General features: G+C 48.2%; 14 protein-coding genes. 8 read left to right on the forward strand and 6 right to left on the reverse strand.

The annotated features are described in order from the left end of the window. Nucleotides 1-179: 179 nt before the first annotated feature. Complete coding sequence (locus tag ACFQRK_RS16480) at nt 180-371, forward strand: glutaminyl-peptide cyclotransferase (protein ID WP_379008686.1); 192 nt, start codon at nt 180-182, stop codon at nt 369-371. A gap of 255 nt (nt 372-626) precedes the next feature. Further along, nucleotides 627-2,285 carry an ATP-binding protein gene (locus tag ACFQRK_RS16485; RefSeq protein WP_379008688.1) on the forward strand — a complete coding sequence of 553 codons (1,659 nt, stop codon included), beginning with the start codon at nt 627-629 and terminating at the stop codon, nt 2,283-2,285. Here the strand turns inward: ACFQRK_RS16485 and ACFQRK_RS16490 are convergent. Next, the gene (locus tag ACFQRK_RS16490; RefSeq protein ID WP_379008689.1) at nt 2,282-2,935 is read right to left on the reverse strand and encodes an MEDS domain-containing protein; all 654 of its coding nucleotides are present in this window, start codon (nt 2,933-2,935) and stop codon (nt 2,282-2,284) included. The two genes, ACFQRK_RS16485 and ACFQRK_RS16490, sit on opposite strands and share 4 nt — an antisense overlap. Before the next feature lie 433 nt (nt 2,936-3,368). Here ACFQRK_RS16490 and ACFQRK_RS16495 point away from each other — a divergent pair, with 433 nt between their 5' ends. Beyond that, a complete protein-coding gene (locus ACFQRK_RS16495) occupies nt 3,369-4,268 on the forward strand; it encodes a glycoside hydrolase family 43 protein (protein ID WP_379008690.1) in 900 nt (299 codons plus the stop codon). Nucleotides 4,269-4,282: 14 nt separating this feature from the next. On the opposite strand, the gene ACFQRK_RS16500 is transcribed toward ACFQRK_RS16495, so the two are convergent. Next, nucleotides 4,283-4,702 carry a VOC family protein gene (locus ACFQRK_RS16500; protein WP_379008691.1) on the reverse strand — a complete coding sequence of 140 codons (420 nt, stop codon included), beginning with the start codon at nt 4,700-4,702 and terminating at the stop codon, nt 4,283-4,285. Nucleotides 4,703-5,009: 307 nt separating this feature from the next. On the opposite strand from ACFQRK_RS16500, the gene ACFQRK_RS16505 reads away from it, so the two are divergent. From ACFQRK_RS16505 to ACFQRK_RS16515, 3 genes are all read left to right on the forward strand, one after another. Then, nucleotides 5,010-6,110: an FG-GAP repeat domain-containing protein gene (locus tag ACFQRK_RS16505; RefSeq protein ID WP_379008693.1), complete on the forward strand. Its 1,101-nt coding sequence runs from the start codon at nt 5,010-5,012 to the stop codon at nt 6,108-6,110. 30 nt (nt 6,111-6,140) lie between these two features. Further along, nucleotides 6,141-7,370, forward strand: a complete 1,230-nt coding sequence (locus tag ACFQRK_RS16510) for a GDSL-type esterase/lipase family protein (RefSeq protein ID WP_379008695.1) — start codon at nt 6,141-6,143, stop codon at nt 7,368-7,370. 68 nt (nt 7,371-7,438) lie between these two features. Next, nucleotides 7,439-10,912 (forward strand): PVC-type heme-binding CxxCH protein, encoded by a 3,474-nt coding sequence (locus tag ACFQRK_RS16515; RefSeq protein ID WP_379008696.1) that lies wholly within the window; start codon nt 7,439-7,441, stop codon nt 10,910-10,912. 54 nt (nt 10,913-10,966) lie between these two features. Here the strand turns inward: ACFQRK_RS16515 and ACFQRK_RS16520 are convergent, their stop codons facing one another. From ACFQRK_RS16520 to ACFQRK_RS16535, 4 genes are read right to left on the reverse strand one after another with little or no spacing between them, the layout of a single operon-like run. Next, a complete protein-coding gene (locus tag ACFQRK_RS16520; RefSeq protein WP_379008698.1) occupies nt 10,967-12,625 on the reverse strand; it encodes a DUF4998 domain-containing protein in 1,659 nt (552 codons plus the stop codon). A gap of 30 nt (nt 12,626-12,655) precedes the next feature. Beyond that, a complete protein-coding gene (locus ACFQRK_RS16525; protein WP_379008700.1) occupies nt 12,656-13,927 on the reverse strand; it encodes a DUF4959 domain-containing protein in 1,272 nt (423 codons plus the stop codon). A 22-nt stretch (nt 13,928-13,949) separates the two neighbouring features. Beyond that, nucleotides 13,950-15,923: a RagB/SusD family nutrient uptake outer membrane protein gene (locus ACFQRK_RS16530; protein ID WP_379008702.1), complete on the reverse strand. Its 1,974-nt coding sequence runs from the start codon at nt 15,921-15,923 to the stop codon at nt 13,950-13,952. A 2-nt stretch (nt 15,924-15,925) separates the two neighbouring features. Further along, nucleotides 15,926-19,054, reverse strand: coding sequence for a SusC/RagA family TonB-linked outer membrane protein (locus ACFQRK_RS16535; RefSeq protein WP_379008704.1), 3,129 nt, complete (start codon nt 19,052-19,054; stop codon nt 15,926-15,928). Nucleotides 19,055-19,609: 555 nt separating this feature from the next. Here ACFQRK_RS16535 and ACFQRK_RS16540 point away from each other — a divergent pair. Further along, nucleotides 19,610-22,720, forward strand: a complete 3,111-nt coding sequence (locus ACFQRK_RS16540; protein WP_379008706.1) for a PVC-type heme-binding CxxCH protein — start codon at nt 19,610-19,612, stop codon at nt 22,718-22,720. A gap of 125 nt (nt 22,721-22,845) precedes the next feature. Then, entirely contained in the window at nt 22,846-24,126 is a 1,281-nt protein-coding gene (locus ACFQRK_RS16545) for a sugar MFS transporter (protein WP_379008708.1), read from the forward strand. Nucleotides 24,127-24,378 lie beyond the last annotated feature (252 nt).

Raw genomic sequence — 24,378 nt, forward strand, 5'->3', positions numbered from 1 at the left:
GGGCAGGGATGTATTGCTTTTCTTCTGGCAACAGCTAAATGTATTTCGATGAAAACCAAAAACGTATACTATCTCATAGTTCTTTTCTTTCTTGCCTGCACTGGATCCCCGAATCTGCGTTTTGCAAATATAGCGGAGGGCGAGAAAAGAGTGCCGGGTGAGGAGCTGGACTTGACATTGTGGGGCTCCCGATCGGGGTCGATTCAATTCAGTATTATTTAGACAATAGAACTATCGGCACTGAAATATACGATCATAAAGCTCAAGATAACGAAATGAATGGCATCGCATACAATAATCAGGACAGCACACTTTATGTTACCGGAAAAATGTGGCCTTATTTGTTCGAAATAAAACCGGTAGCGCTATAGGAGAAGGATAGCCAAGACAAAAATGGCGGGGTATTTGCAGGATTGACAAGAAGCTATATTTTAGTTAATATCTTGAACCAGCGGGACATGGTATATGTTATTCATTGCAACGCGTATTACATATACAGGTTAACAATTTGAACTACCTATGAATGGAACTTATACGTGGCTTTTAGTTAGCGTCGATCACGAAGTCGGTTGATTGATTGTTTCCCGCTGGGGTATGATAGTCATTTTTATCAATTTAAATTAGCGATGAAAAAATTTACGCATCTGGACATCCAGCAGATCCATAACCTTAATGGCATGGCTGTATTGGCAATCGATGCTGACGGAATGATTACCTATGCCAATACCGCCGCAAATGACCTACTGCGCCGTGAACGCGCACAACTGGTAGGCCAATCGCTATTTCTTTTTTTTGGTGGTGCCTTCGCCTCCGGGCAAACGAATCAAAAAAAATTATTGGCAGGAAAACCGGTTAGTAACATGGAGTTAACTTTCCAAGGTCCCCTCGGCGAAGAACGGTGGTTGCTGCTTAGTTCCCAGATGATTGTTGATATGAACGGCTTGGCACAGACATATTTGTTTATTCAAGATATCTCTGCACTGAAAAAAACAGAAAGCGTACGGAACGGAAGCGGGCGGATTATCTGCACCACACAGTTTACCGAAGATGTTACCCGGCAGAAGGAACTTGAAGAAAAAATGCACCGTTATACCAGTAATGTGGAGATTTTAAATACCATGGGGAAGTTGGTCTCGGAAAGCCTTGACATTGGAGAGATCCTCCAAAGGGTGACCGACGTTTCCACCAAGGTAACGGGTGCAGCATTTGGTGCCTTTTTCTACAACCGACTCGACGGACATGGTACGTCCAATACACTGTTTACCTATTCGGGCGTCTTGCCGGAAGTTGCTGAAAAAATCGGCACATCACACAATTCCGACCTTTTTAGTCCGAACTTTAGCTTGGAAGAGACCGTACGGTCCGCCGACATAACTAACGATCCACGGTTTGAATGCAACCGATCTCATGGCGTGGCTAAAGGTCAATTACCGTTGGTAAGCTACCTCGCAGTTCCAGTAATTTCAAAACTAGGACGTGTAATTGGTCGTCTTTCATATGGACATTCTGAAATAGACCGGTTTACCGAGGAACACGAAAAACTTGTCGTTGGTATCGCAAATCAAGCCAGTGTGGCCCTTGAGAATGCAGAACTTTATGAGGAGATCCGATACCTTAATGCGAAAAAGGATGAATTCATCGGGCTAGCTAGTCATGAGCTGAAAACCCCTGTTACGAGCTTGAAAGGCTTTTTGCAAATCATCAGCAAGAGAATGACCGACCAGGACATCAACAAACCTTTCGTCGATAAGGCTTTAAACCAAACCAATAAGTTATCTGCGCTGATTGGCGATTTATTAGACGTAACCAAAATAGAATCCGGTCAATTACCTCTCTCATATAGCTCGTTTGATCTGGTTAGTTTGGTGCGTGACCTTGTCGAACAGATCCAATATTCCATCCGTTCGCATTACATAGCCTTTTATAGCAAAAAAGCTTCCTTTATGATATCGGGAGATAAACAGCGTCTGGAACAGGTTATTGTCAACTTGCTTAACAATGCGATTAAATACTCGCCGGGCGCAGACCTAGTCAACGTATCTCTTAGCGGAGATGCGGGTCAAGCCATCGTGAGGATACAGGATTTTGGTATAGGTATTGCACCTGAACAACAAGAGCGCATTTTCTCGAGGTTCTATCGGGCAGAAGGACTTGATGCGCATATCTCCGGTCTGGGAATAGGTTTATATATCAGTAAGGAAATTATCAGCCGGCATAAAGGAAAATTGACTGTTGAAAGCGGCATCGGCACAGGTTCCGTATTTGTTGTCGAAATACCTGTTTAAACCACTCTTCCAGCCAGTTGTTCTGGCGCTGTTTTATAAAAAATTTTGGTCGCTGACCTAGATTCACCTGAAATCATTTTAGAGTGAGTGCAGCAAATTGTATAGGCCGACGAGTTGATATCCTGTGTAAACCCGTTCCTAGGATAAGCGCAAAACAGACAAAAGGACTGCGTTTCGCAAAAGCGGTTCCATAAAATTTCCAAATGTACAGTAGCTGATTTTTCCCCTTTGGCCCATAAAAGTGCTACCATTTCTCCAAAGGCCCTTACCGGGCGGTTTCTATCTGTAGCACGTCTAATAATCCTCGTTACGGTTTGGTTAAACAACTTCGCTTCTGGCCAGCCATTTACCATAAATTGTGTTAAGACTTCTTCTGCATCCAGGAGAATCAACTGGTCATCTGCGGTCAGGTCTGCCACAGCAAAGCCACTATCCGACAACCGCCCGGTCAGCGCGGAGACATGGGCGGCAGTGGCGATCAGTACAACACATTCCCCCGCAGCAAGGCCGCTGCTAACGAAGCCTTCCAAAGTATTCATAAAAGATTCGTCGCTTTCATAAATCTGAACGACATGCTCTGCAGGAGCAACCTCTCCCCAAAACACACTGGCATCAGCCATTTGCCATTTGGCATTTCCTCGATTTTCCATTGTAATGTTATCATAACGTCCTATGAGGTGATTTGTTTTCTTACAGATCGAAAATTATTCACCCCAGTGACAGTCAATTATGACTATCGAAACAGGGTTACTACCTAGAATGCCGGAAGAAGCAAGCGTATATCTGTGGTATCTAATACTTCCGTACCTTACGAAAATAATGTTTTGTGCAATGCCAAAGCACCTTGTTCTGTCGCGAGTCTCACCGCCTCGATATGGTTCAAAAAATTCAATAGGCCGTAGTCGTGGATAAACCCGTTGTACGTCTGAATCGTTGTAGGCACACCGGCCTCATCTAATTTTCGGGCGTAAGCCAATCCTTCATCGTAAAATGCATTTACTATCTCCGTAAAGCGAATAGAAATAAACTTTTTTACGCCATGGCCGTTATCTGAATAGAGGGCATACGCCGATTGTTACGGTCATGAAGGAAAACAACCCGATCATTAGACAGGTATTTACTGCAGACCCGACCGTCTTAGAACATCAGGGAATTGTGTATTTGTACACAGGGCACGACGATCCACCATCGGGACTTGAGCAGTATACAATGAACGACTGGCTCTGCTTTTCATCTGCGGATTTAGTGCATTGGAATGCGCACCCTTCTCCCCTTGCGGCAACCGATTATACGTGGGCGTCAGGAGATGCATTTGCTTCGAAAATCATTTATCATAATAAAAGATTTTATTTTTTTACGGCGGTTTCGCACAAGAGAATTCCCGGCAAGGCCATCGGGGTTGCCACCTCGGAAAGTCCTATCGGACCTTTCCGGGACGCGAAGGGTAAAGCGCTCATCACAGGTGACATGCTACCCGTAGTGGCAGAAGAGAAGTCTAATCTCGATCCGAGTGTTATCATAGACGATGACGGAAGGGGTTATTTATTTTGGGGTCATGGCCGCTGTTTTTATACACAGCTCAGCGAAAATCTCCTCGAGGTTGAGGACGAGATCAGACAGGTACAGCTGCCTCGCTTTCAGGAGGGCGCTCACGTCTATAAGCGTGGGGAACATTATTACCTGATGTATGGCTATGGGTCGCCGGAACGTGTTGCATATGCGATGAGTGACGATATTCATGGACCGTGGAAATTTGCAGGCATCGTGAATGAGCTTGCTGGTAACTGCGAAACGAACAGGCCTGCAACACTCGACTTCAAGGGCAATTCTTATTTTTTCTACCATAACGGGGCCTTACCGAATGGGGGCAGCCATCGAAGATCGGTTTGCGTTGACGTTATGTACTATAACGACGACGGAACCATCAAAAAAGTAGTCACGAGTTCCGAAGGGATAGAACCCCGTGAAGAGCCCGAGAAATGACTAGTTTTTTATCCTTACTCTGGAACGAAAGCTGGATTATAGACAATTTCCCATAGATGGGCGTCCGGGTCCTGGAAGTAACCGGCATAACCTCCCCAAAAGGTATTCGCTGCTGGTTTAATTATTTTTGCGCCCGCTTGTGCGGCAAGAGCCATTACGGCATCCACTTCTTCCCTACTGGCAACGTTATGTCCGATCGTAAATTCGGTTGCTGAAGATGGTCCAACCGGAATGCCCGTATCATGTGCAAGGTTCTTTCTTGGCCAAATAGCAAGTTTGACGCCATTTTGAAGGTCAAAGAAAGCAACCGCTCCGTAAGCAAATTCCTGTCCGGTAATACCGGCCGATGGCAAACCCAGTCCGTGATGATAAAATTCGAAAGATCGTTCCAGATTGTCTACGCCGATGGTTAGTACTGAAATTCTTGCCTTCATGTGCTCGGTCCTATTGAAGACAAAGATAGAACGATCATTCGGTTTGCAATCCGCTACCTTGTAAAATATTAGATAAAAAATAGAAAGGCCATACCGTAGGCATTGAAGTGACGTATTTTTTAGTATTTTCGGCGCCATCAAAAAGTAAATTATAAACGCGGGTAAATCCCCAAAAAAGAAGTTGATAAAAAGAACAACGAAGAAAATTCCGTTTTACCTATTTTGTGATAATATGTTCAAAGTTTTTTGTGATCCCGCTCGGATGTCTGTTCGCATTTCTGCATTATGCGTCTTTCTATGCAGCGTTATGATCTCATCTTTATGGGCCCAACAAACCAAAAAAACAACGTTTACACTGTATTTTGTCGCCGCTGAAAGTTTCGAATCGGTCGGCGTAATAGATGTGAATAACGATGGCAAACCTGACCTTGTGTCGGGCGATTTCTATTATTTGAATGAAGGCGACGCCAAAACCATTTTCCGTAAGCGGCACAGACTGGGAGATCAGCCTGCATTTGCCGAATATTTTGATGACTTCGCGACGATTCCGCTAGATGTCAACAAAGACGGACGCATGGATTTTGTTACCGGTGGTTGGTTTGGGGAGGCGTTACGTTGGCACGAAAATCCGGGAACAAACGAACAATGGCCGGCTCACGAAATTGCCAAAGTGGGTAACGTAGAAACAGTGAGAGCATGGGACCTGGATAACGATGGACAGATCGAAATTGTGCCGAATACCCCTAATTCAGCACTTCATTATTTTAAACTGGAGGGCCCCGGCAAGTTTATACGTTACGAGGTTGGCGATTACAAAAGCCATGGCCTTGGTTTCGGTGACATAAATGGAGATGGTAGGGGCGATTTCGTCGTCAGAAACGGTTGGATAGAAAATCGGGGAAATAAGCAGTGGGTGTTTCATCCCGATTTTGACATGGGGCCACATGCCAGTATCCCCATTATCGTAACCGACTTGAACGGCGATGGCAAAAACGACTTGATTGCAGGTACGGCACACGACTACGGCATCTATTGGTATGAACAGCGGGTAGATGCCGAAGGAAAGCGTTCATTCAAAAAGCACCTGATCGACAACACAGCTTCCCAATATCATGAACTGGTCTGGACCGATATTACAGGCGATGGGAAACCAGAATTGATTACCGGCAAACGCTACCGAGCACACAATGACGGTGACCCGGGCGCCCATGACGACGTAGGTTTGTACTACTTCACTTGGGATGGTAAGTCGTTCTCCAAACATATCATCGCCTACGGTCCTCCGGGCATCGGTAAAGGCACCGGCATTTATATGCAAGTTGCGGACCTACGAAATTCCGGCCGAAAAGACGTCATTGTGGCCGGAAAGGACGGCCTCTGGGTATTTTTCAATGAAGGGCTTCAATAAATTACAGATACACAATTAATCAAAACCCGAATGTTAAAGACAAAGTTATTTTTGTTTGCCAGCGCAATAATCGGAACGCTGCTGGCCGCCACCTGCTTAGACCTTCCGGCTCAAAAGTTAGGCAGTCGTGCTTCACTGGAGTTCAAACAAGGTGAAAGAATCCTTTTTTTGGGCGGTTCACTCTTTGAAAATGAGCTGGAAAAAGGGTATCTCGAATTTGCGATTTCCAGTCGCTGGCCAGAAAAGGATCTCACCTTCCGGAACCTTGGCTGGGTTGGCGACAACGTGTACGCCGAAGCACGGAGCACCTTTACAACGCCCCCTAGCCCCTACCAACAGCTTTTCCAGCAAATCAGAAGCACCGATCCTGATCATGTGCTGATAGCCTACGGAGGCGTCGAGTCCCAAAAAGGAAAAGAGGGTCTCGACCATTTTATCAAAGGGCTCGAAATTATTATTGATTCAATCGATGCCCTTGGCGCGCAAACCATCCTCCTGTCGACAATTCCTGTAAAACTTGCGGGCAGCCCGGAAAACACGACCATTCAAAACCAAAATCTTAAGCTGTATGCCGAGGCTATCTCATCGGTCGCATCAAAACGCAAAAAAAGGTATGTGGATCTTTATACGCCCTTAGTGGAGAGCAAAAGTGATCTCTTTCTTGACAACGGGATTCATTTGAACGATGCGGGCTATTACTACCTTGCCCAAGTGCTTGAACAATCTTTCGGGTGGCCTCCCCGGGAGTCAAAAGTAACGGTGAATGTATCTAAATCTGCCGCAACAGCTTCCGGTCCGGCTAAAATCATTTCAGGCAATGCAGGCAAAGTTGCTTTCAGCCTAGAAGAACCCATTCTGCCACTCCCCGTAACCGATTCAGGAAAACCAGCAGCCCAGGCGTCTGTATCGATTCAGGTAAACGGATTGAAAGATGGATTTTACACATTAACCGAAAACGGCCGACAGTTGGTAACGGCATCGGCAGGCGACTGGGAAAACGGTATTGTGCTGGATCATGGGGTCTCGCAAGAACAGGCCGCCAAGATCTGTGGCTATATTGTCAAGAAGAACGAATTATTCTTCCAGCAGTATCGTCCGTTGAACAGAACTTACATCTTGGGATTCAGAGCCTATGAACAGGGAAGACACCAACAAGGTCTTAAGGATCTGGATTTCATCATCGCCTGGCTTGAAGGACAAATTAATCTGCATCGGAAACCGGTCGTCAAGAAGTACGAACTCGCTCCCTTGAATGAGTAATAGTTTGAACATGCAGATTCTGCGAGACAACTAAAGAACAAACTTTTCAAATCAATAAACATCTGTTAATGAAATTGATACGTATGTTATCGACCTTCCCGGGGCTACTTATCGTGCCGGCGTTGTTTTTGACCACCTGCTCGGTCAACCAGGAAGAGCATAAGGAGTACGCAAACGATGACCCCAGAAAGGAACTGGAATCTTTCCATATTGCCGAGGGTTTTGAGGTATCGCTGTTTGCCTCGGAACCACTTGTGGTTAAACCCATTCAGATGAATTGGGATGCGCAAGGGCGGTTGTGGGTTATCAGCAGCACTGCGTACCCACACGTAAAAACCGGAGAGGAAGCCAGCGATAAAGTATTTATCCTCGAAGATACGGATGGGGATGGCGTTGCGGATAAATCAACCGTGTTTGCAGAGGGCCTGGTTCAACCTACCGGGATTCTACCCGGCGATGGAGGGGTTTATGTTGCGAACTCCACTGAAATCCTGCACTTGTCTGACACGGATGGCGACGGCAAGGCGGACACCCGACGAAGGGTATTGAGCGGTTTTGGAACGGCAGATACGCATCACCTTATCCATACCTTCCGCTGGGGCCCTGAAGGGAGGTTGTATTTCAACCAATCCATTTACATCCATAGCCATGTGGAAACGCCTTGGGGAATCAGGCGACTTGAAGGTGGCGGTGTATGGAAACTGGAGCCGCATACGCTGGAACTTGATGTCTACGCAAAAGGGCTTGTAAACCCATGGGGATTACGCTTTGATCAATACGGGCAATCTTTTCTCACCGACGGCGCCGGCGAAGAAGGAATCAACTATGCGTTCCCGGGCGCTACCTTCCTTGCTTCTCCGGGAGCCGAAGAAATACTTCGCGGACTGAATCCCGGGCAACCCAAACATTCGGGGTTGGAGATTGTCTCGGGACGGCATTTGCCGGAGTCGTGGGCGGGTAGCCTGATCACAAACGATTTCCGGGCTAATCGTGTAAACCGTTTCCAACTCGAAGAACAAGGCAGCGGATATGCTTCGAAACAGATGCCCGACGTGCTGTGGACGGACCATGTTGCCTTTCGTCCAGTTGATATTTCAGTTGGTCCGGATGGTGCGATTTACATTGCCGACTGGTATAACCCGATTATCCAGCATGGCGAGGTTGACTTCCATGACCCCCGACGCGACAGGGAGCGGGGTCGGATTTGGCGTATCACGGCGAAAAAAAGATCGCTGGTAAAAAAACCTAAATTGGTGGACGCATCTGTCGAAGATCTGTTGGACGCATTGAAAGCACCCGAAGATTGGACACGTGGGCAAGCCCGGCAGTTACTAAAGGAAAAGGGAGCCCAGGAAGTGGCTACGCCATTGCAAAAATGGATTGACAAACTCGATAAAAAAAGCGACGATTATGAACGACTAAAGCTTGAGGGTTTATGGGTATCCCAAGCGATTAATACGTACAATGGCGGACTTTTGGAAAGCTTACTAAACGCGCAAAGCCACGAAGTACGGAGCGGAGCCCTCAGGTCATTGCAACTCTGGCATAAAAAAGTCGGAAATTTGGAAGCCATCCTCCAAAGGGCCGTCAAAGATACACATCCGCAGGTACGCCTTGAGGCCGTGATTGCGCTCCGGCAATTAAACAATGCTACGGCCGCAAAAACTGCGCTCGACGTGTTGGATCAGCCCATGGATGAGTTTCTTAACTTTGCGCTATGGCAAACCCTACGCCAGCTTGAGCCTGAATGGTTGGCCAGCTTGAAAAACGACCCGGAATTCTTCGGGAATCCCGCGAAGACATCGTATGCACTAAAGTCTGCTGCCAGTACCGATGCCATTGCCTTCTTAACACAACTTTATAAAGAAGGCGAAGTTCCCGAACAATATCGGAAAGATGCGCTATCGGCAATCGCGAAACGTGGACAAGTTAAAGACCTGAATGACATCCTCGACGTTGCTGTCGCTGAGTTTTCTAAGCAAAAGCGCAGTGTGGCAGAGGAACTCGCCGCCATTGAAGATGCGGCAACGAAACGGCAAGTGACAGCAGATCGTCAACTTGAACGCCTGAGGTTGATCATCGCCGGTACCGACGAGGCTTCTTCCATCGCGGCAATGAAGCTGGCCGGAGCCCTGAAAGTGAGGTCTCTGGAGTCCGAGCTTAAAAAATTCCTGGACCATGCAAACCGTAACTATGCAAAAACTGCTATGGGAGCGTTGGGAGCCATAAATCCGGGAGCAGCGCAAACACTCCTAAAGAACCTGGCCTCCGAACAACGTCCATTAGACCTTCGTTTGATCGCTGTTTCACAATTGGCTTATCTGAATGCGCCGGCGGCGGCTAAAATCGGCGTAGGATTACTGAGCAAACTCGATAATCCCGAACAGGCTCAAGGGATATTTGACGCGTTTCTTGCCGATGGCGGGCGGACCAACGCGCTAGCCAAAGAACTGGTGGCTTCGCGCATACCCGAAGTCGTAGCAGTAGCAGCCCGCCAGCATTTGCAAACATCAATTCCATGGGACCGGAGGGAAGGAGACGATGTCAAATTACTGATCCAGGGCTTGGAAGCATCGGGCGGAGTATTACCGGCAGAACGTATGCCGCAGGATCTCAATCCTGAACAAATCAAAGGTTTGGCCGCCGAAGCGGAAAAAAGTGGCAATCCCATCCACGGTGAGTTGATATTCCGTAAACGGGAGCTTGCATGCCTGACCTGCCATGCGATTGGCGGAGCGGGTGGATTAATAGGGCCCGACCTGAGCAGCCTCGGAACAAGTTCTCCGGCTGAAACGATCATCAAATCCGTCATGTATCCAACGGAATCGATCAAAGAAGGTTATGAACTGCAACGCGTGGTCCGCACGGACGACAGCGAAATGATGGGCTATCTGGTTGCCGATAGACCTAGCGAGATCGTCATGAGAGACGTTACCGGCCATGAGGTGGCTATACCTAAAGAAAACATCCGGACAAGGGAAAAAATACCAGGCTCGCTCATGCCCCCCAACCTGACGGCAAGCTTGGATAAGCAGGAGTTTATCGATTTGATAAGTTTCCTTTCAAAATTGGGCAAATCCGGCAACTTTAGAGTGCCTGCAGAACGGTTTGTGAGGCGCTGGCAGGCTGTATCAGCGAATGACAACGTGAAGGAAAAAATTTCGAAAGGTGGCATTGAAACTATTGCCAAGGACGAGAGCCTGAGTGGACCTCCTCACTACAGCACAGCTTCCGGTGCACTCCCTATCGACGAATTACCGATTATAGAGGCAGATGGAGCGAATCGCTACAGCTTTGTGAAGTTCCAGATTGAAGTACTTACACCGGGCGAGGTCACATTTGGCTTTAACGATGCAAACGGCATTATCGCTTGGGTGGACGCAAAAGCTGTTTCTGTCCAAGAGGGTAATCTCACAACATCCCTTGCACAGGGTACGCATCAGATTACTCTCGCGATAGACCGGAATCATCGCAAAGAAGGATCGTTGCTCATCCGCCAATCCGACGGCGGCGCACAAACCAGGTTGGTTATGGGAAAATAACTATGGGCCATTCCTTCGTTAGGAATGGCCCATAGCATTGTATTTGACAACCGCTTATTCTTTCGTGAATCTGAAATTGGCAAAATAGTAGGTAATATCTTGGGGCGGATTAAATGTAAGCGAAGGTTCGCCGCCTACGTTGATTACAATGACCCGGTTATGCTTACCCCGTGCCGGCGATAGATCAACGGTAACATCCGTCCACTTCTCGAGATCCACATCGTTAATCCGGAAGTCGTCCTGGCCCGTATCCCAATGCTCCTGTCCGAAATCACTGTTTTGCGAAAACGACCACATGTAATTCATAAACCGGGGCCAAAGCCGCTGGTATGGCGCATAAATACCCTGAAATGAGCTCTTAGCGGGCGCATACACCTTGAACCGAAGGTATTTATAGGTTTCAACATTATACCGGTATTCACGTGGTAACGCGAAAACAAAAGAGGCACTTCGGTCGCGCAAGATTGTCTTCAACACATTTTGCAAACCTGTGCCTGCCGGTGCGTCGGTCGCCGGATTGGTGATGTCCATGCGCCAGGCGTGGTCTTGTACGACGCCATCAAGAAAGAAATTCATGGGGATCAAGACCTCATCTGGAGTCTCCACCAGCTCGACAATACCGCTTTCCACATAAGGGGCCAGTAGGGCATCCAATCCCATGGAATTCGGCACGTAACGAACCTTTTCAATAATGCCCGACTCTAAGAAATCTTTAAGCGTTTGGGCGTTCGCCGTCGATAAATCGCCCACCTTCCGCGCAAATGGGAGCCAATCTCCTCCCCCAACAGTGGCTTGTACGTCATTGCGATCATAGCTCAACGTGGTCATTTCAAACAGTTCTCCTCCCGTAAGGTCGATTTCCTTCAGATTAGGGAAATAAAAAATATCCTGCAGCGAATTGGCATGCATGGGATATACCAACTTGGTGAATTGCGACACACCATCCGCCGTGAATTCAGTTATTCCATTGGCTTCTAAAATTGCACGCTCGGAAGGCGAAAAGGGCGTGCTTCCCGTAGGCACATTGATTACCAATTCCTTCACAAGTTCGAGAGTATCCCGTATCGGCACGTTGTTAACCTTAGGCACGACCTGATACGTAACCTCCACCGTGGTAGCCTGCCCCGGCTGTAAATTAGCTATAAAAAATCGTGAGTCCGCTCCCCGTTCTCCGGTTCGCACTTCTCCATCCTTATCCGTATAACGGAACGACAGGCCGATGTAGTTGAGGAGAACGGAAGAAAGCCCGTTCGGCCAGTCGACCACCGCCGCAGTTGGCGAAGCAAGAATCCGAGGCGTATTCACGGCCAAGCCAGCGACATCGTTCGTCGTGTAAGGGATGAGTGCAATCTCAAGCGGCACCGATTTGTTTTCGAATTCGTCGATGGTATAAATCCGGAAACGGTACAGCTTGGGCTGGGTAAGCTCCGTGATGTTTATCCAGGACACCAACGAGTCAATCACCATCACCTGATCGTCATATTCCACCACTGTCTTTTTAGCCTTACCCAGTTTGATCTGACTACTGGGAACCCGGCCGGCCTTCATTAAATCTATCTCGACCCGCTCGTAACCGATGTGCCCAACAATGGTATCGTATTTGGCGGGATAGACGACTTCGCCGGAATACTCATCCAGGCTGTCGTACATGCCGTTGCAGGCACCAAATAAGGTGGCTGCCAGCATGGAGAAAAATACTATTCTATTTAACATGTCAATTGGCTTTTTCTTAAAAACGGACCATTAATCAGCTCTCCGCCCATACAGGGTGATTTCAGACAAGCAGTTTGCGTCTTCAAGTGTGTAATTACCGTTAAAACTTTTGATCGCCTCATACCTAAACCAACGCGTCGGTTTCGTATACTGCGGATCGTTGGGATACATGTAGGCTTCGTCGCCAGCCTCGCCAGCCTGCACAAATTCGAGCTCGCTGAGTCCTACCGGCACCGGGATTTTATGCTGGGAGATAAATACCCATTCCTGCGTATCGTCGTCCCATACGTACATGTTATACATCCCCACATTCTCCGACTGATAATATTGCCCCCTGTTGATGTTAGAGAGGCCGCCGGAGTGCCGTTGTACGGTAACGATCCGGCTCAATTCATAATAGTCCCCGAGATCGATGATAAAATTCCAGGGCATATTCCCGTCGGCCGTGCGACCGGTCCGTCCACGGCTGTGCGTATGCATGAAATTGAGGTTATCACCTCGATCGATGATCCCGTCGATCACCTTAGCCGAACGACCTTCCAGGCCGTCGCCGAAGCACATCGGCACCCCGCCTATGCTGTCGTTGGCATCTGGCAATATCCAACTGGTTTTGGGTATCTCGATGTCTTCATACAAAGAAAGAGCCCCCTTGTCAATTGGATCCGTGATGTTACCGAACTGATCCTCTACCCGTACACTTACCCGCACCTGATCCTGCGGTGAAAGGAAAAGATCATTGATAAACCGACGGTCTTCGGCCAAATTGGATGAAAAAACGGTGGTTAATTGCCGTTGCTCCCCATTGAGGGTAAAATTGTAATCGACATACACATTGACGTTTTGTTCGAGCTCATTTTTCCAGTCGAGGAAAAAGGAACTAAATCCGGACTTGACCTCAATGGACGAGGCGACGCGGCTGAATGCCGGTTCCAATGGCGTTACCGAAACGACGACCGGCTCAGATCGATTGCCTGAACGATCTACGGTGTACAACGTCACCTCATGCGGGTCGGTGCTGCCGAACCCGTAAACATCCAGCGAATCGACAAAATAGGACGCTGAAAACGTATACGATTTCTCATTCTTTCCGACATATACCGCCTCGACCTGCAGCAGGTCCTCGTCGGCCGGCAGATTGTAGAAAAACCGTGCGCCGCCGTACAGGGGCTTTTGGTTAACAATGGTAATCTTACCTGGAGGCACACCATCGGTCACGTGGCTGGCAAACCGATTTTCCTCCTTGCAGGAACCAATCATTAGCAATGCAGCCATTCCTATTACAACATATTTTTTCATGTTCATAACTCTCCTATGTTATGGATGCTTACCATCCCGGGTTTTGAATCAGGTTTCCGTTCGTATTCAATTCGTTCAAATCGATGGGCCACAGATAGTCGGTAATGGTAAAGCGTCTGGCCTGCTTTACCTCAAGTACAAAGAACGTTTCGCCGGTGGTACCGGTATGCGTCCACCCCCAAACCGGTGACGAGAACTTGGCCACGGCTCGCTTGTGCCTCCACATATCCCAGAAGTGTTGACCTTCAAAAGCAAACTCCACCGACCGTTCTTCCAGAATAATATCGCGCATGCCTTCCTTTGTGAGGTGCTTATTGACCGTCCGGGCCAAACTGGGATCTGACCAGACCTCTTCAACACGGGGTATACCCGCCCGGTCACGCACGCGGTTCACCAAATCATATACCTCTTGCGTCGGCCCGCTGTATTCATTAATCGCTTCGGCCTTCATAAGGTAGAGGTCCGACATACGGATCAGCGGGTACGGATACCGTATGACCCGTTGCCAGGCGTTCGACTGAGACTCCGGATGCACCAATTTCTGTATGCCGATCCCGGTAGACAAGAAATCGGTTGCGTGCGTGGATGAGTTATATCCCCCATCCGCACCGGCATACATTATGGTATTGATCCGTACCGTATGAGCCCTCCAATAACCGCCCGTGATGCCCAGATTGGCGTAAAACCGAGGTTCCCTATTCAAATATAAATTGATCGTTTCTGCACCAGGTTGCATGATACCGTTCAGCTCCCTGTATTCTGGGTCCAGCAATCCGGGCGTCCGGGTGAGTTCATGCATGGTATTGACATTGAATGTCAGGTCTTCGTTGATAGGCAATCCATTCTTCGTGTAATAACGCTCCGCCATCTGATAGGTAGCTGCCATCCATTGCCAGGAAAAAGCAGCCGTATTGATTACCCCGTCGCCGTAACCAGCCGGGAGACGAATATTGGTCGAATGAGCGAGTTCGCCTTGATTATAATAATCGTGGTTTGAATAACCCCATACCAGTTCCTTATTCCAAGGATCGCAAATCAACATCCGCAAGTCATACAGCGTACGCATATTTTCGCCGTTTTCTTCGAATGCAGGGCGGTCATATATAAACGGCTCGCGCTCGAAATGGTAAATTCCCAAGCCGTTCTGCTCGCAAAGTGCAATCGCTTCGTTAATTGCATCCAAGGCCTGCTTCCATTTTTCGTTGTCATAGTCAAGCGGAAAAAAAGGCTGCCCATCTTTATCCATAAAGTCGCCAAAATATTCCCGATTGCCGTTAAAAATCGGACTGGCTCTAAAAAACAACACACGCGCTTTGATCGCTTTGGCCGCCACTTGATCAACCTGGCCGAGGTTGCTTTCGGTTGCCCGCTCCGTCAATGCGGGGATCGCTTCGTCCATGAGCGCCAGGATATAGGCAAAGCACTCTTCTACTTTAGAGCGGGGCAAGAACAGTTGATCTCGTGTCGCCTCAGGCGTAACCATCTCCTTGATTAAGACAATGGGTCCATACCGTTGTACCAATAGAAATGCATAATAACCTTTCAAAAACTTAACCTGAGCGGCCCATTCTGCCTTTTCTGCCTCGGCCATGTCACGTACCAATGAAATGTTCTGCAGAAACACATCGCATTGGCGAATTCCTTCGTACAAACTTTTGGTTCCCTCAGTGCCCGACCAGGCACCCAATTGCGGACTGGTTGCGCTCTGCAACCCGCGCATAATCCGGATAGCTCGTAGGTTTCCTACGACGTTGTTGAGATCCAGTCGGCCAACAAATTCATCACCTAAGCTCCAGGTGGTTGTATGAGTGTTATCATCGCGAGGAATATAACTATATACCCTTGCCAAGGCTTCGTAAGCCATTTCCCGCGTATCAAAAAGATCCTCCAAGGTCATGGTATTATCTGGCACCACATTGAGGTATTTGGTACAGGATTGCAGTGCTAGCATCATAAGCAGCAATGATCCAACTTTCATAAACGTCTTCATCTGTATTTTCATGATTATAATGACAACTGAATACCTACATTAAATCTCCGGTTCGGCGGGTAACGCAACCCGCGCCTGCCCATCTCCGGATCCCACAACTTAAATCGACTGAAAACCAGTGGATTTTCGGAACTTAAATAAATCCGGGTGCCTTCACCTAAACCAATCCGTTTAAGACCTTTCGGACTGTAACCGATTTCGATACTTTTCAACCGCATGAACGAGCCATCACGCAGCCACCACGACGACTGCTGAAGGTTATTGTCGATCGGAAATGTAGACAACCGAGGCCAGAATGCGTGTACATTCGGATTGGTTTCTGTCCAGTAATCCCGCGCAACAACTTCCAATGCGTTCCTACGGAGAACGAATGGAGCGATTCCTTCATCGCCCTCATTCCCACCCAACACGCCCGGATTGATGAAGAACGAAACCCGACTGTTGCCCTGGAAAAAAAATGAAAGGTCAAACCGTTTGAAACCGGTCGACAATCCGAAACCATACTGAATTTCCGGAACTGTGGGAAACCCTAAAGGTACGCGGTCGTTTGCATTAATTACACCGTCTCCGTTTACATCCTTATATTTAATATCGCCGGCCATGTATTCACCGAAATCCTGAACGGGAGAATTGGCGATCTCTGCTTCGTCCACAAACAGCCGCTCGGCTACCAACCCCCATTGCTGGTTGATGTTATGGCCCAGTTGACTCAGGTATCTATCGGCATAATCCCGTTCGTCCAGTTCAAGGTATTCGTTAACGGCATAGGTAAAGTTAGCCCGTCCGTTCAGCCAGAACTCGTTATTAAAGAAATGCTGATAACTGATTGAGCCATCGAAACCCTGTGATAGCGCCTTGCCCACATTCCCACTGATGTTGGCTTCCAACCCGGCCGTAGCAGGAAAGTTCTGCCTAACCATATAGATATTGCTCCGGATATCCCGAAAAAAATCACCCTGTATCTGAAGCGCTTCGTTGAACATACCGATCTCGATTCCGAGGTTGTATTTTTCGGATACTTCCCACGTGATATCGGAATTTGCATACCGGTTGATGTAATAGCCGCTGTAGGCATTCATGAAGTTCGCGCCCCACCGATACCCGTCTATTGTCGTATTGGTACCTCCACGGAGTCCGATGTCAGACAAGTAAAAAAAGCGCCCGTCACGATCAGCAATCGCATCATTACCCACAAGACCCCAGGTTGCGCGGAGTTTTAGTGTGCTAAATAAATCACTAAGTGGCTGAAAAAAAGATTCGTTTGAGACCATCCACCCGCCACCTATCGATGGGAAAAACCCGTACCGTTTAGATCCATCAAACTTCTCCGAACCGTTATACCCGTAGGCGAATTCCAAGAAATACCGGTTGTCGTAATCGTAAGCCAACCGCCCGGAATTTCCCATATTGCGTTCCGGCAAAGTTTCATAGATCGATGTGCTATTTCCGGCGGTAAGCAGCTTCTCTTCCATCATTCCCACGGTCATCAATCCAACGGTGTGTTTACCAAACACCCGGTCCCAGTTGAACCGGCCTTCGAAGTAATAGTGTCCATCGGCATTTCGCCCAGGTTCCACATTACCCAAAAAGGCAGAGCCGGTATTTGGATTCAGCGCGTAAAGCGTATATTCACCGGTTACCTGGTTGTAATTCTGTAACGAGTAAAAGAATGGGTTGTAAGTACGTCTACTTCGATATTGGCTCCAGATATTGGCCGAAACACGGCCCTGAAACTTCAACCCTTCGGTGATAAATTTCAGATCCTGCATCAAGGTAGCTTGAGTTGTCAGCCGGCTTTCGTTGCGATCTTCATACCCCCGAACCATAGATGCATACGGATTGCGCTTTAGTCCGCCTTCCACCCACGTATTGCCAAACAGCGTATGGTTAGCAAACTGATTAGCGGCATCTGGTTCATACACGGCGGGAAAATCAACCGGATTGCTCCACATGACATCGAAAAAAATATCGTTGGCCGAGGCATAAGGTCCGTTATAGCGGTCAAATTGCCCTTGTATACGGGTGTCGAGGGTCGTCGTCGGCGTTAGTTTGAAAACGACATTGGAGCGGATGAATGCCCGGTTAATATCAATATTATTATTGAAGTTATTTCGGTTGTCCACTTTCAGAAGACCCGTCTCTTTTTCCCAACCTGCAGAGACGTAGTAATTGGCAACCTGACCCCCGCCAGAGAGATTGAGATTTGCCTTGGTGTTATTTGTGGAATTCCTGAATAAGGTTTTCTGCCAGTCTACATTCGGAAACAGCATGGGGTCTACCCCTTGGATAGTCGATTGGATCTGCTGTTCGGAGTAGTAAGGGCCCAACACCGGATCGCGGGTAGTCCGGGCCTCGTTGTACAGCCGCATATATTCTACGCCATCTAACAACTTGGTCATCTGCACGGGCGTGGTTATGTTAAAATCTACACGCGCATTCACCTGGACCGGCCCTTCGCGCCCCGATTTGGTAGTCACCATCACAATGCCGTTTGCACCACGGGCGCCATAAAGTACGGTAGCCGAAGCATCCTTCAGAATGGAGAAGCTTTCGATGTCGTCTGGCCGCAGGCGCGCGAGTGCATCGGTTGTCGCCTCAAAACCGTCGATCAAAATGAGCGGTGACGTCTGATAGCCAAACGTGGTAACCCCCCGGATAAAGAACTGGGCGTTATCAGCCCCCGGTTCTCCCGTGGTCTGAAAGGAGATCATACCCGGAATACGACCGGCAAACGAACTGGTCAGGTTGGAAGATGGTATTCGTAGATCGGACGCTTTAACGGTTGTGATCGACCCGACTACACTGGTTTTCTTCTGGGTGCCGAAAGCCACAACCGTAACCTCATCCAACTGGCTTTCGTCGTCATACAGAAGAATTTCCAACACGTTGCGTTCTCCTACCGCTTCATGCACCGGAAGTTTCCCTACGAAGGAGAACACCAGCGTATCGCCAACGGCCGCCTCCAAGGAAAATTCCCCATTAGCATCTGTCTGCGCCGTATAGGCTTTCCCCTGTATCGTTAAACTAACTCCGGCCAACGTTGACCCGTCTGCAGCGTTTTTTACCACGCCGGAAACACGTTTGGTTTGCGCTACGCATATGCCATGCAGTAGCAATAAAAACAAAATTCCAATAATTCTCATGGTATTAAATTGGTTTGTTAAAGAAAATAAACGTCGTAGCTTGCGTGCAAAGAGCGCAAACTAAATCATTTAAGCAATAGATTAACAGACGATACGCATTCCATAACTGGAATGACTCAGCTTTCCGGAATAGTTAAAAAAACCGAAAACATCAATACCGGCAATTAATCGTCTAAGTTGCTAGTTTTGGAATTTGTGAACGATAATTACATGCACGCATAACACACGAAGGAGGTCTGTTTCTTTTCATATCGGTTAATTTTAATGGGTAGTAAACCAGCTAGGTTGATTTACTTGGTCAGACACCCTAGCCAGCTGACACAAATGTATAATTAATTTTGGTAATTCAAAATTTCGAAATCAAAAACAACGATATTTTCCTTTGAATACCGAATGCAGTCACTCAGCTTGTTTCAATCCTGTTTACAGATTATGTTTTCGAAAAACATTTGTTTTTTATCCAATTGTTGCGTTGAAAATCGCAATACGAAAAAGAATACAAGGTATTTTGAAAGAATAGTTTTTATATTTGAATACCATGTATAGACAAGTTTAATGAAAAGAAATTTACTTTGGCTGATCTGTCTTCTGTTTATTTATGCCGGCTGCGGTCGGACTGTCAGCGATCAACCCACGGGCATCACTCACCTTCGTGTTCCGGACGGCTTTGAAATTGAAGAGGCTGTACCCCAAGATCACCTCTCATTTCCCATGTTTGCCAGCTTTGACGACCGGGGACGCTTGTTTGTGTTTGAGTCGACCGGTGTTAATACCATGGGTACCGAAAAGATGCTGGCGGAACCCTCTTACCACATTCGATTGTTGGAAGACCACAACGGCGATGGGAAATTTGACAAAAGCACCATTTACGTAGACAGCATTCCTCTGCCAATGGGCGGAACGTTCTACCAGGGGAGTTTATATGCGGCGGCGCCTCCTCACCTAATGCGCTATACAGATACCGATAATGATGGCGTGGCCGATAAGAAAGAAGTAATCTTGACCGGATGGGTGCTCCACGCTAATGCCGCTACTTTGCACGGCCCATTTATGGGTCCGGACGGCTGGCTGTATCTGTGCGATGCACGCCGCAGCTTCGATATCACTACCAAGGAAGGAAGCAAGCTCCAAGGCAAAGGCGCTCGCATCTGGCGCTGCCGCCCCGATGGCAGCGGCCTGGAATCTTTGGCTGGCGGCGGTTTTGACAACACAATTGAATTGGTCTTTATGCCCGGTGGCGAAACCATCGGAACAATGACCTATTTCACCGATCCGCAAGATGGGCAGCGAGATGCGCTAATGCATTGGGTCGAGGGAGGTGTATACCCCAAATACAATAGCGTGATCGATGAAGATCGGCTCAAGCTTACCGGCGAATTGATGCCTGTTATGACGAAGTTGCCCCGTATCGCGCATTCGGGCCTACTGCGTTATTGCGGCGATGAACTTGGGGAGGAATACAACGGCAACCTTTTCAGCGCCGTGTTTAACACGGGAAAAATAATGCGACATAGGATTAAATCTGATGGCGCCACGTTCAGCACCGAAGAAGCAGATTTCCTCACGTCCGAAAACCCGGACATACACCCTACCGATGTCTTACAAGATGCTGACGGAAGCTTGTTGGTTGTGATTACCGGCGGATGGTTTATCGAAGGATGTCCGCTGTCCCGTGTGGCCAAACCCGAAGTGCGCGGCGGCATCTACCGCATCCGGCGAAAAGATGCAGCTCCGATGGAAGACCCATGGGGCAACGCACTGGAACTACCCAAGAAAAGCCCCGCGGAATTGACGGATTTCCTGAACGATCCCCGCCCGATGGTGCGGGACAAGGCAGTAGAGCAACTGGTTGGTAAGGGCGCTTCATCGGTACCAGCACTGAAAAATGCAATACGGGAAGAAGCGGAAATCGTCCGTACCTCGGCGGTGTTCGCGTTGTCGCGGATTGGTAACTATGAAGCAATGACCGCGGTTCGCCAAGCGTTGGATGACCAAAGCGAAGTGGTTCGCACGGCTGCTGCACGCTGTCTGGGCCTCGCCCGAGACGAAGCGGCTGTAGATAAGCTGATGGATTTGGTTCAGAAGGACACGCCGCCGATACGGCGCCAGGCGGCAACTGCCTTGGGACAAATCGGTGCGCCCCGCTGTATACCCGCGCTATTGAGAGCTGCATCCAATCCCGACGATCGTTTCGTGGAACACGCAATTATCCACAGCCTAATTGTCCTTGGGAGGCCTGAACCGCTTGTTGCTGCACTGAAAGACGCCTCGGAAGGGAGTCGGAAAGCCGCCGTTATTGCGCTTGACCAGATGGATAATTCTCCTCTCCGTCGGGAACACGTATTGCCCTTTCTGCAAAGCACGGAATGGGCGTTGCACCAGACCGGCATCTGGATTGCCTCACATCGCCCCGAATGGGCTGATGTAGTCTTATCATTTCTGAAAACCGGACTTGATACGGATCGCCTAAATGAAGAAGAGCTAACCTCGATTCGAAAACTGTTGATCACATTCAGTGAAGATGACCAGCTACATGCTTACATTGCGGGCGAGTTAAAAAACAATCGCACTTCCACCAATTGGAAGCAATTGTTATTGGAAGTCATTGCCGAAAGTCCTGTTAAACAACTCCCGCCGGCATGGACATCCCAGCTTGGCCACTTATTGCGTTCCGGCAACAATGTCCTGCAGAGCGGTGTACTCAGTCTGATCGAATCACGCAGACTTCCGACGTTGAACGGTGAACTGGCAAAGATTATCGGTGATACTTCCTTCGCGGCAACCTTCCGCATTCAAGCCTTGAGTGCCAGGACCATGACTCTTCCAGAACTCGCTAATGACGAATTTACGATGCTGACAGGCTTTCTCGCACCGGTAGTAGAATCACCTGTCCGCCAGTCGGCCGCCCGGTTATTGGGGCGGGTCGCTCTCAGTGAAACCCAGCTGCTTGATCTTGCCAGACAATATGTAGCTAAAGTTGATCTGTTCTTACTGCCGAGTTTGATGACGGCATTTGATGACTGCAAAAGCGAGGCGGTAGGAAAGGCATTGATTGAAGCACTCGGCAGCACGGAAGATCGTTTGGACAACCTTTCAGAGCAGGATATGGAAAAGCTGCTGGCAGGCTTTCCTATTTCGGTGCAAAAAACTGGCAAACCGCTGATGGCTGCATTGAGAGAACGTCATGCCCAGCGGCTATCCAAACTGGAAAACCTGGAAGCGAGCCTCGGTCGTGGTGATCTCGATCGTGGTAAGATAGTATTCTTTGGCAAGGGTGCTTGCTATACCTGCCACGCTGTGGGTCGAGAGGGTGCCCACTTTGGCCCGGATCTCAGCAACATTGGAGAGATCAGGTCGCGCCATGACATTCTTGAAGCCATTGTATATCCGAGTGCAAGTTTTGCGAGGGAATACGACACCTATCAAGTAAGAACAAAAACGAAATCTTATTTAGGAGTGATCCGGGAGCAGCTTAGGGATGCCGTAATCCTAGCTGTGGGTCCGGGCGCGGAAGTACGTGTGCCGAAAGCTGAAATCGTTTCACTGGATCCACACAACGTATCCATGATGCCCCCGGGGTTGGAACAAAGCCTCAACAACGAAGAATTGTCTGACCTGATGGCCTACCTAATGTCTTTACCTGACACGTATAAAACTATGGATTAGAGTTTTTGGATCGGAACATTGATCACAGGACCGGTATTAAGAGTCGTGACATCCAACCAACGTTTTTTTGTTATAATCCGCCGGATTTCTCTATTTTAGGCCGATCCAACAAGGCACCTATATTTATGAGTAAAAAATCAATTTTCATTAAAGATGGTGTGAATTACATCACGCCCTTCATGGCGATTAGCATATTGTTCCTTACCTGGGGAATCGCACATGGCTTACTGGATACGCTGGACAAGAACTTCCAGGAATTATTGCATTTGAAAAAGTGGCAATCAAGCTTTATACAAGTATCCCTTTACGGAGCCTACTTTTGCACCGCAATACCGGCCGGTCTATATACCAAAAAATACGGGTATAAAAAGGGAATTATCTTCGGACTAAGCCTTTTTGGAATTGGCGCTCTACTCGCCGCTGGCACGGCACCCCTGCAATCATTTGTTCTCTTTTTATTTTGTTTATTGGTTATTGGAGCCGGCTTGGCTACGCTGGAGACAGGAGCCAACCCCTATACCACCAAACTGGGCCCTCCGGAATCTGCCGAAAGACGAATCAATATCGCTCAGTCCTTCAATGGCTTCGCCTGGGTCGTTGGACCATTGATTGCCCTGTCCATCTACGGTAATCGTAGCCACGTTGAAGGCGAGAAAATGATTTCGATTATCCTTCCCTTTGCTATCATAGGGTTGTCTGTTCTAGCGATTGCCTTTGCTTTCTCTCGGTTAAAGCTGCCTAAAATTGATGAAGAGGATTTAATGCATGCACACGGCGCTGCCCCTACCCCGGGCGGTGATATGGAAATTTCGGATCCGTCGCACCCCTCGTATATTTCTAAAAAGCCCCTGTGGAAAAATCAACATTTTAAGTTAGGAGTCGCATCACAGGCTTGCTATGTGGCCGCCCAAACCGGCGTATTTAGCTACCTGATCAATTTCGTTACGGATCACGACATGCACCCTCGCTTTGATGTGCAATATGGGCCTTACTTTTTGTCGCTGGGATTCTTTCTATTCATGTTGGGCCGATTTTCGGGGAGCGCCCTGATGAGATATTTCAAGCCTTCAAGCATGTTAGCTTGCTATGCGCTATTGGTATGCGCTTTGTTGCCGATCGTTTCGTTAAAATTGGGATGGACTTCATTGATTGCGCTTTATGGGGTTTTCTTTTTCATGTCCATTATGTTCCCAACCATATTTGCATTGGCCATCCGGGGTCTGGGGACTTCCACCAAACAAGGTGCCTCTTTCCTGGTCATGTCAGTGGGCGGCGGCGCTGTATTCCCGCCGATAATGGGTTATGTATCTGACCTATATGGCATGTCGGCAGGTTTTTTTGTTCCTATCCCACTGTTTGCGTTCATTGCTTATTATGCCATCCAGGGGTATAGGATTAAGTCTTAGGTAAGAGTAATTTTTCCGCTAAACCCATAGGAGGTATGGCGGGATGATTACCTTCTACGACATTTTTCAGACTGATCAACACCGTACCCCAATTCTTTGACGTTCTTTTTGTTCCGCTTCGGATCTATTTTTATCCTGGGACAAGGTAACTACCGTCTTTCCGTTATGCTCGGCTAAGTCGATGAGTACCGTGTGGTGGTACTCCCTTCCTACTTTCCAATCGGATATTACGGTAGCTCCGAACATAAAGAA

This window comes from Parapedobacter sp. GCM10030251 (genome assembly GCF_042666505.1).
Lineage (GTDB): Bacteria > Bacteroidota > Bacteroidia > Sphingobacteriales > Sphingobacteriaceae > Parapedobacter.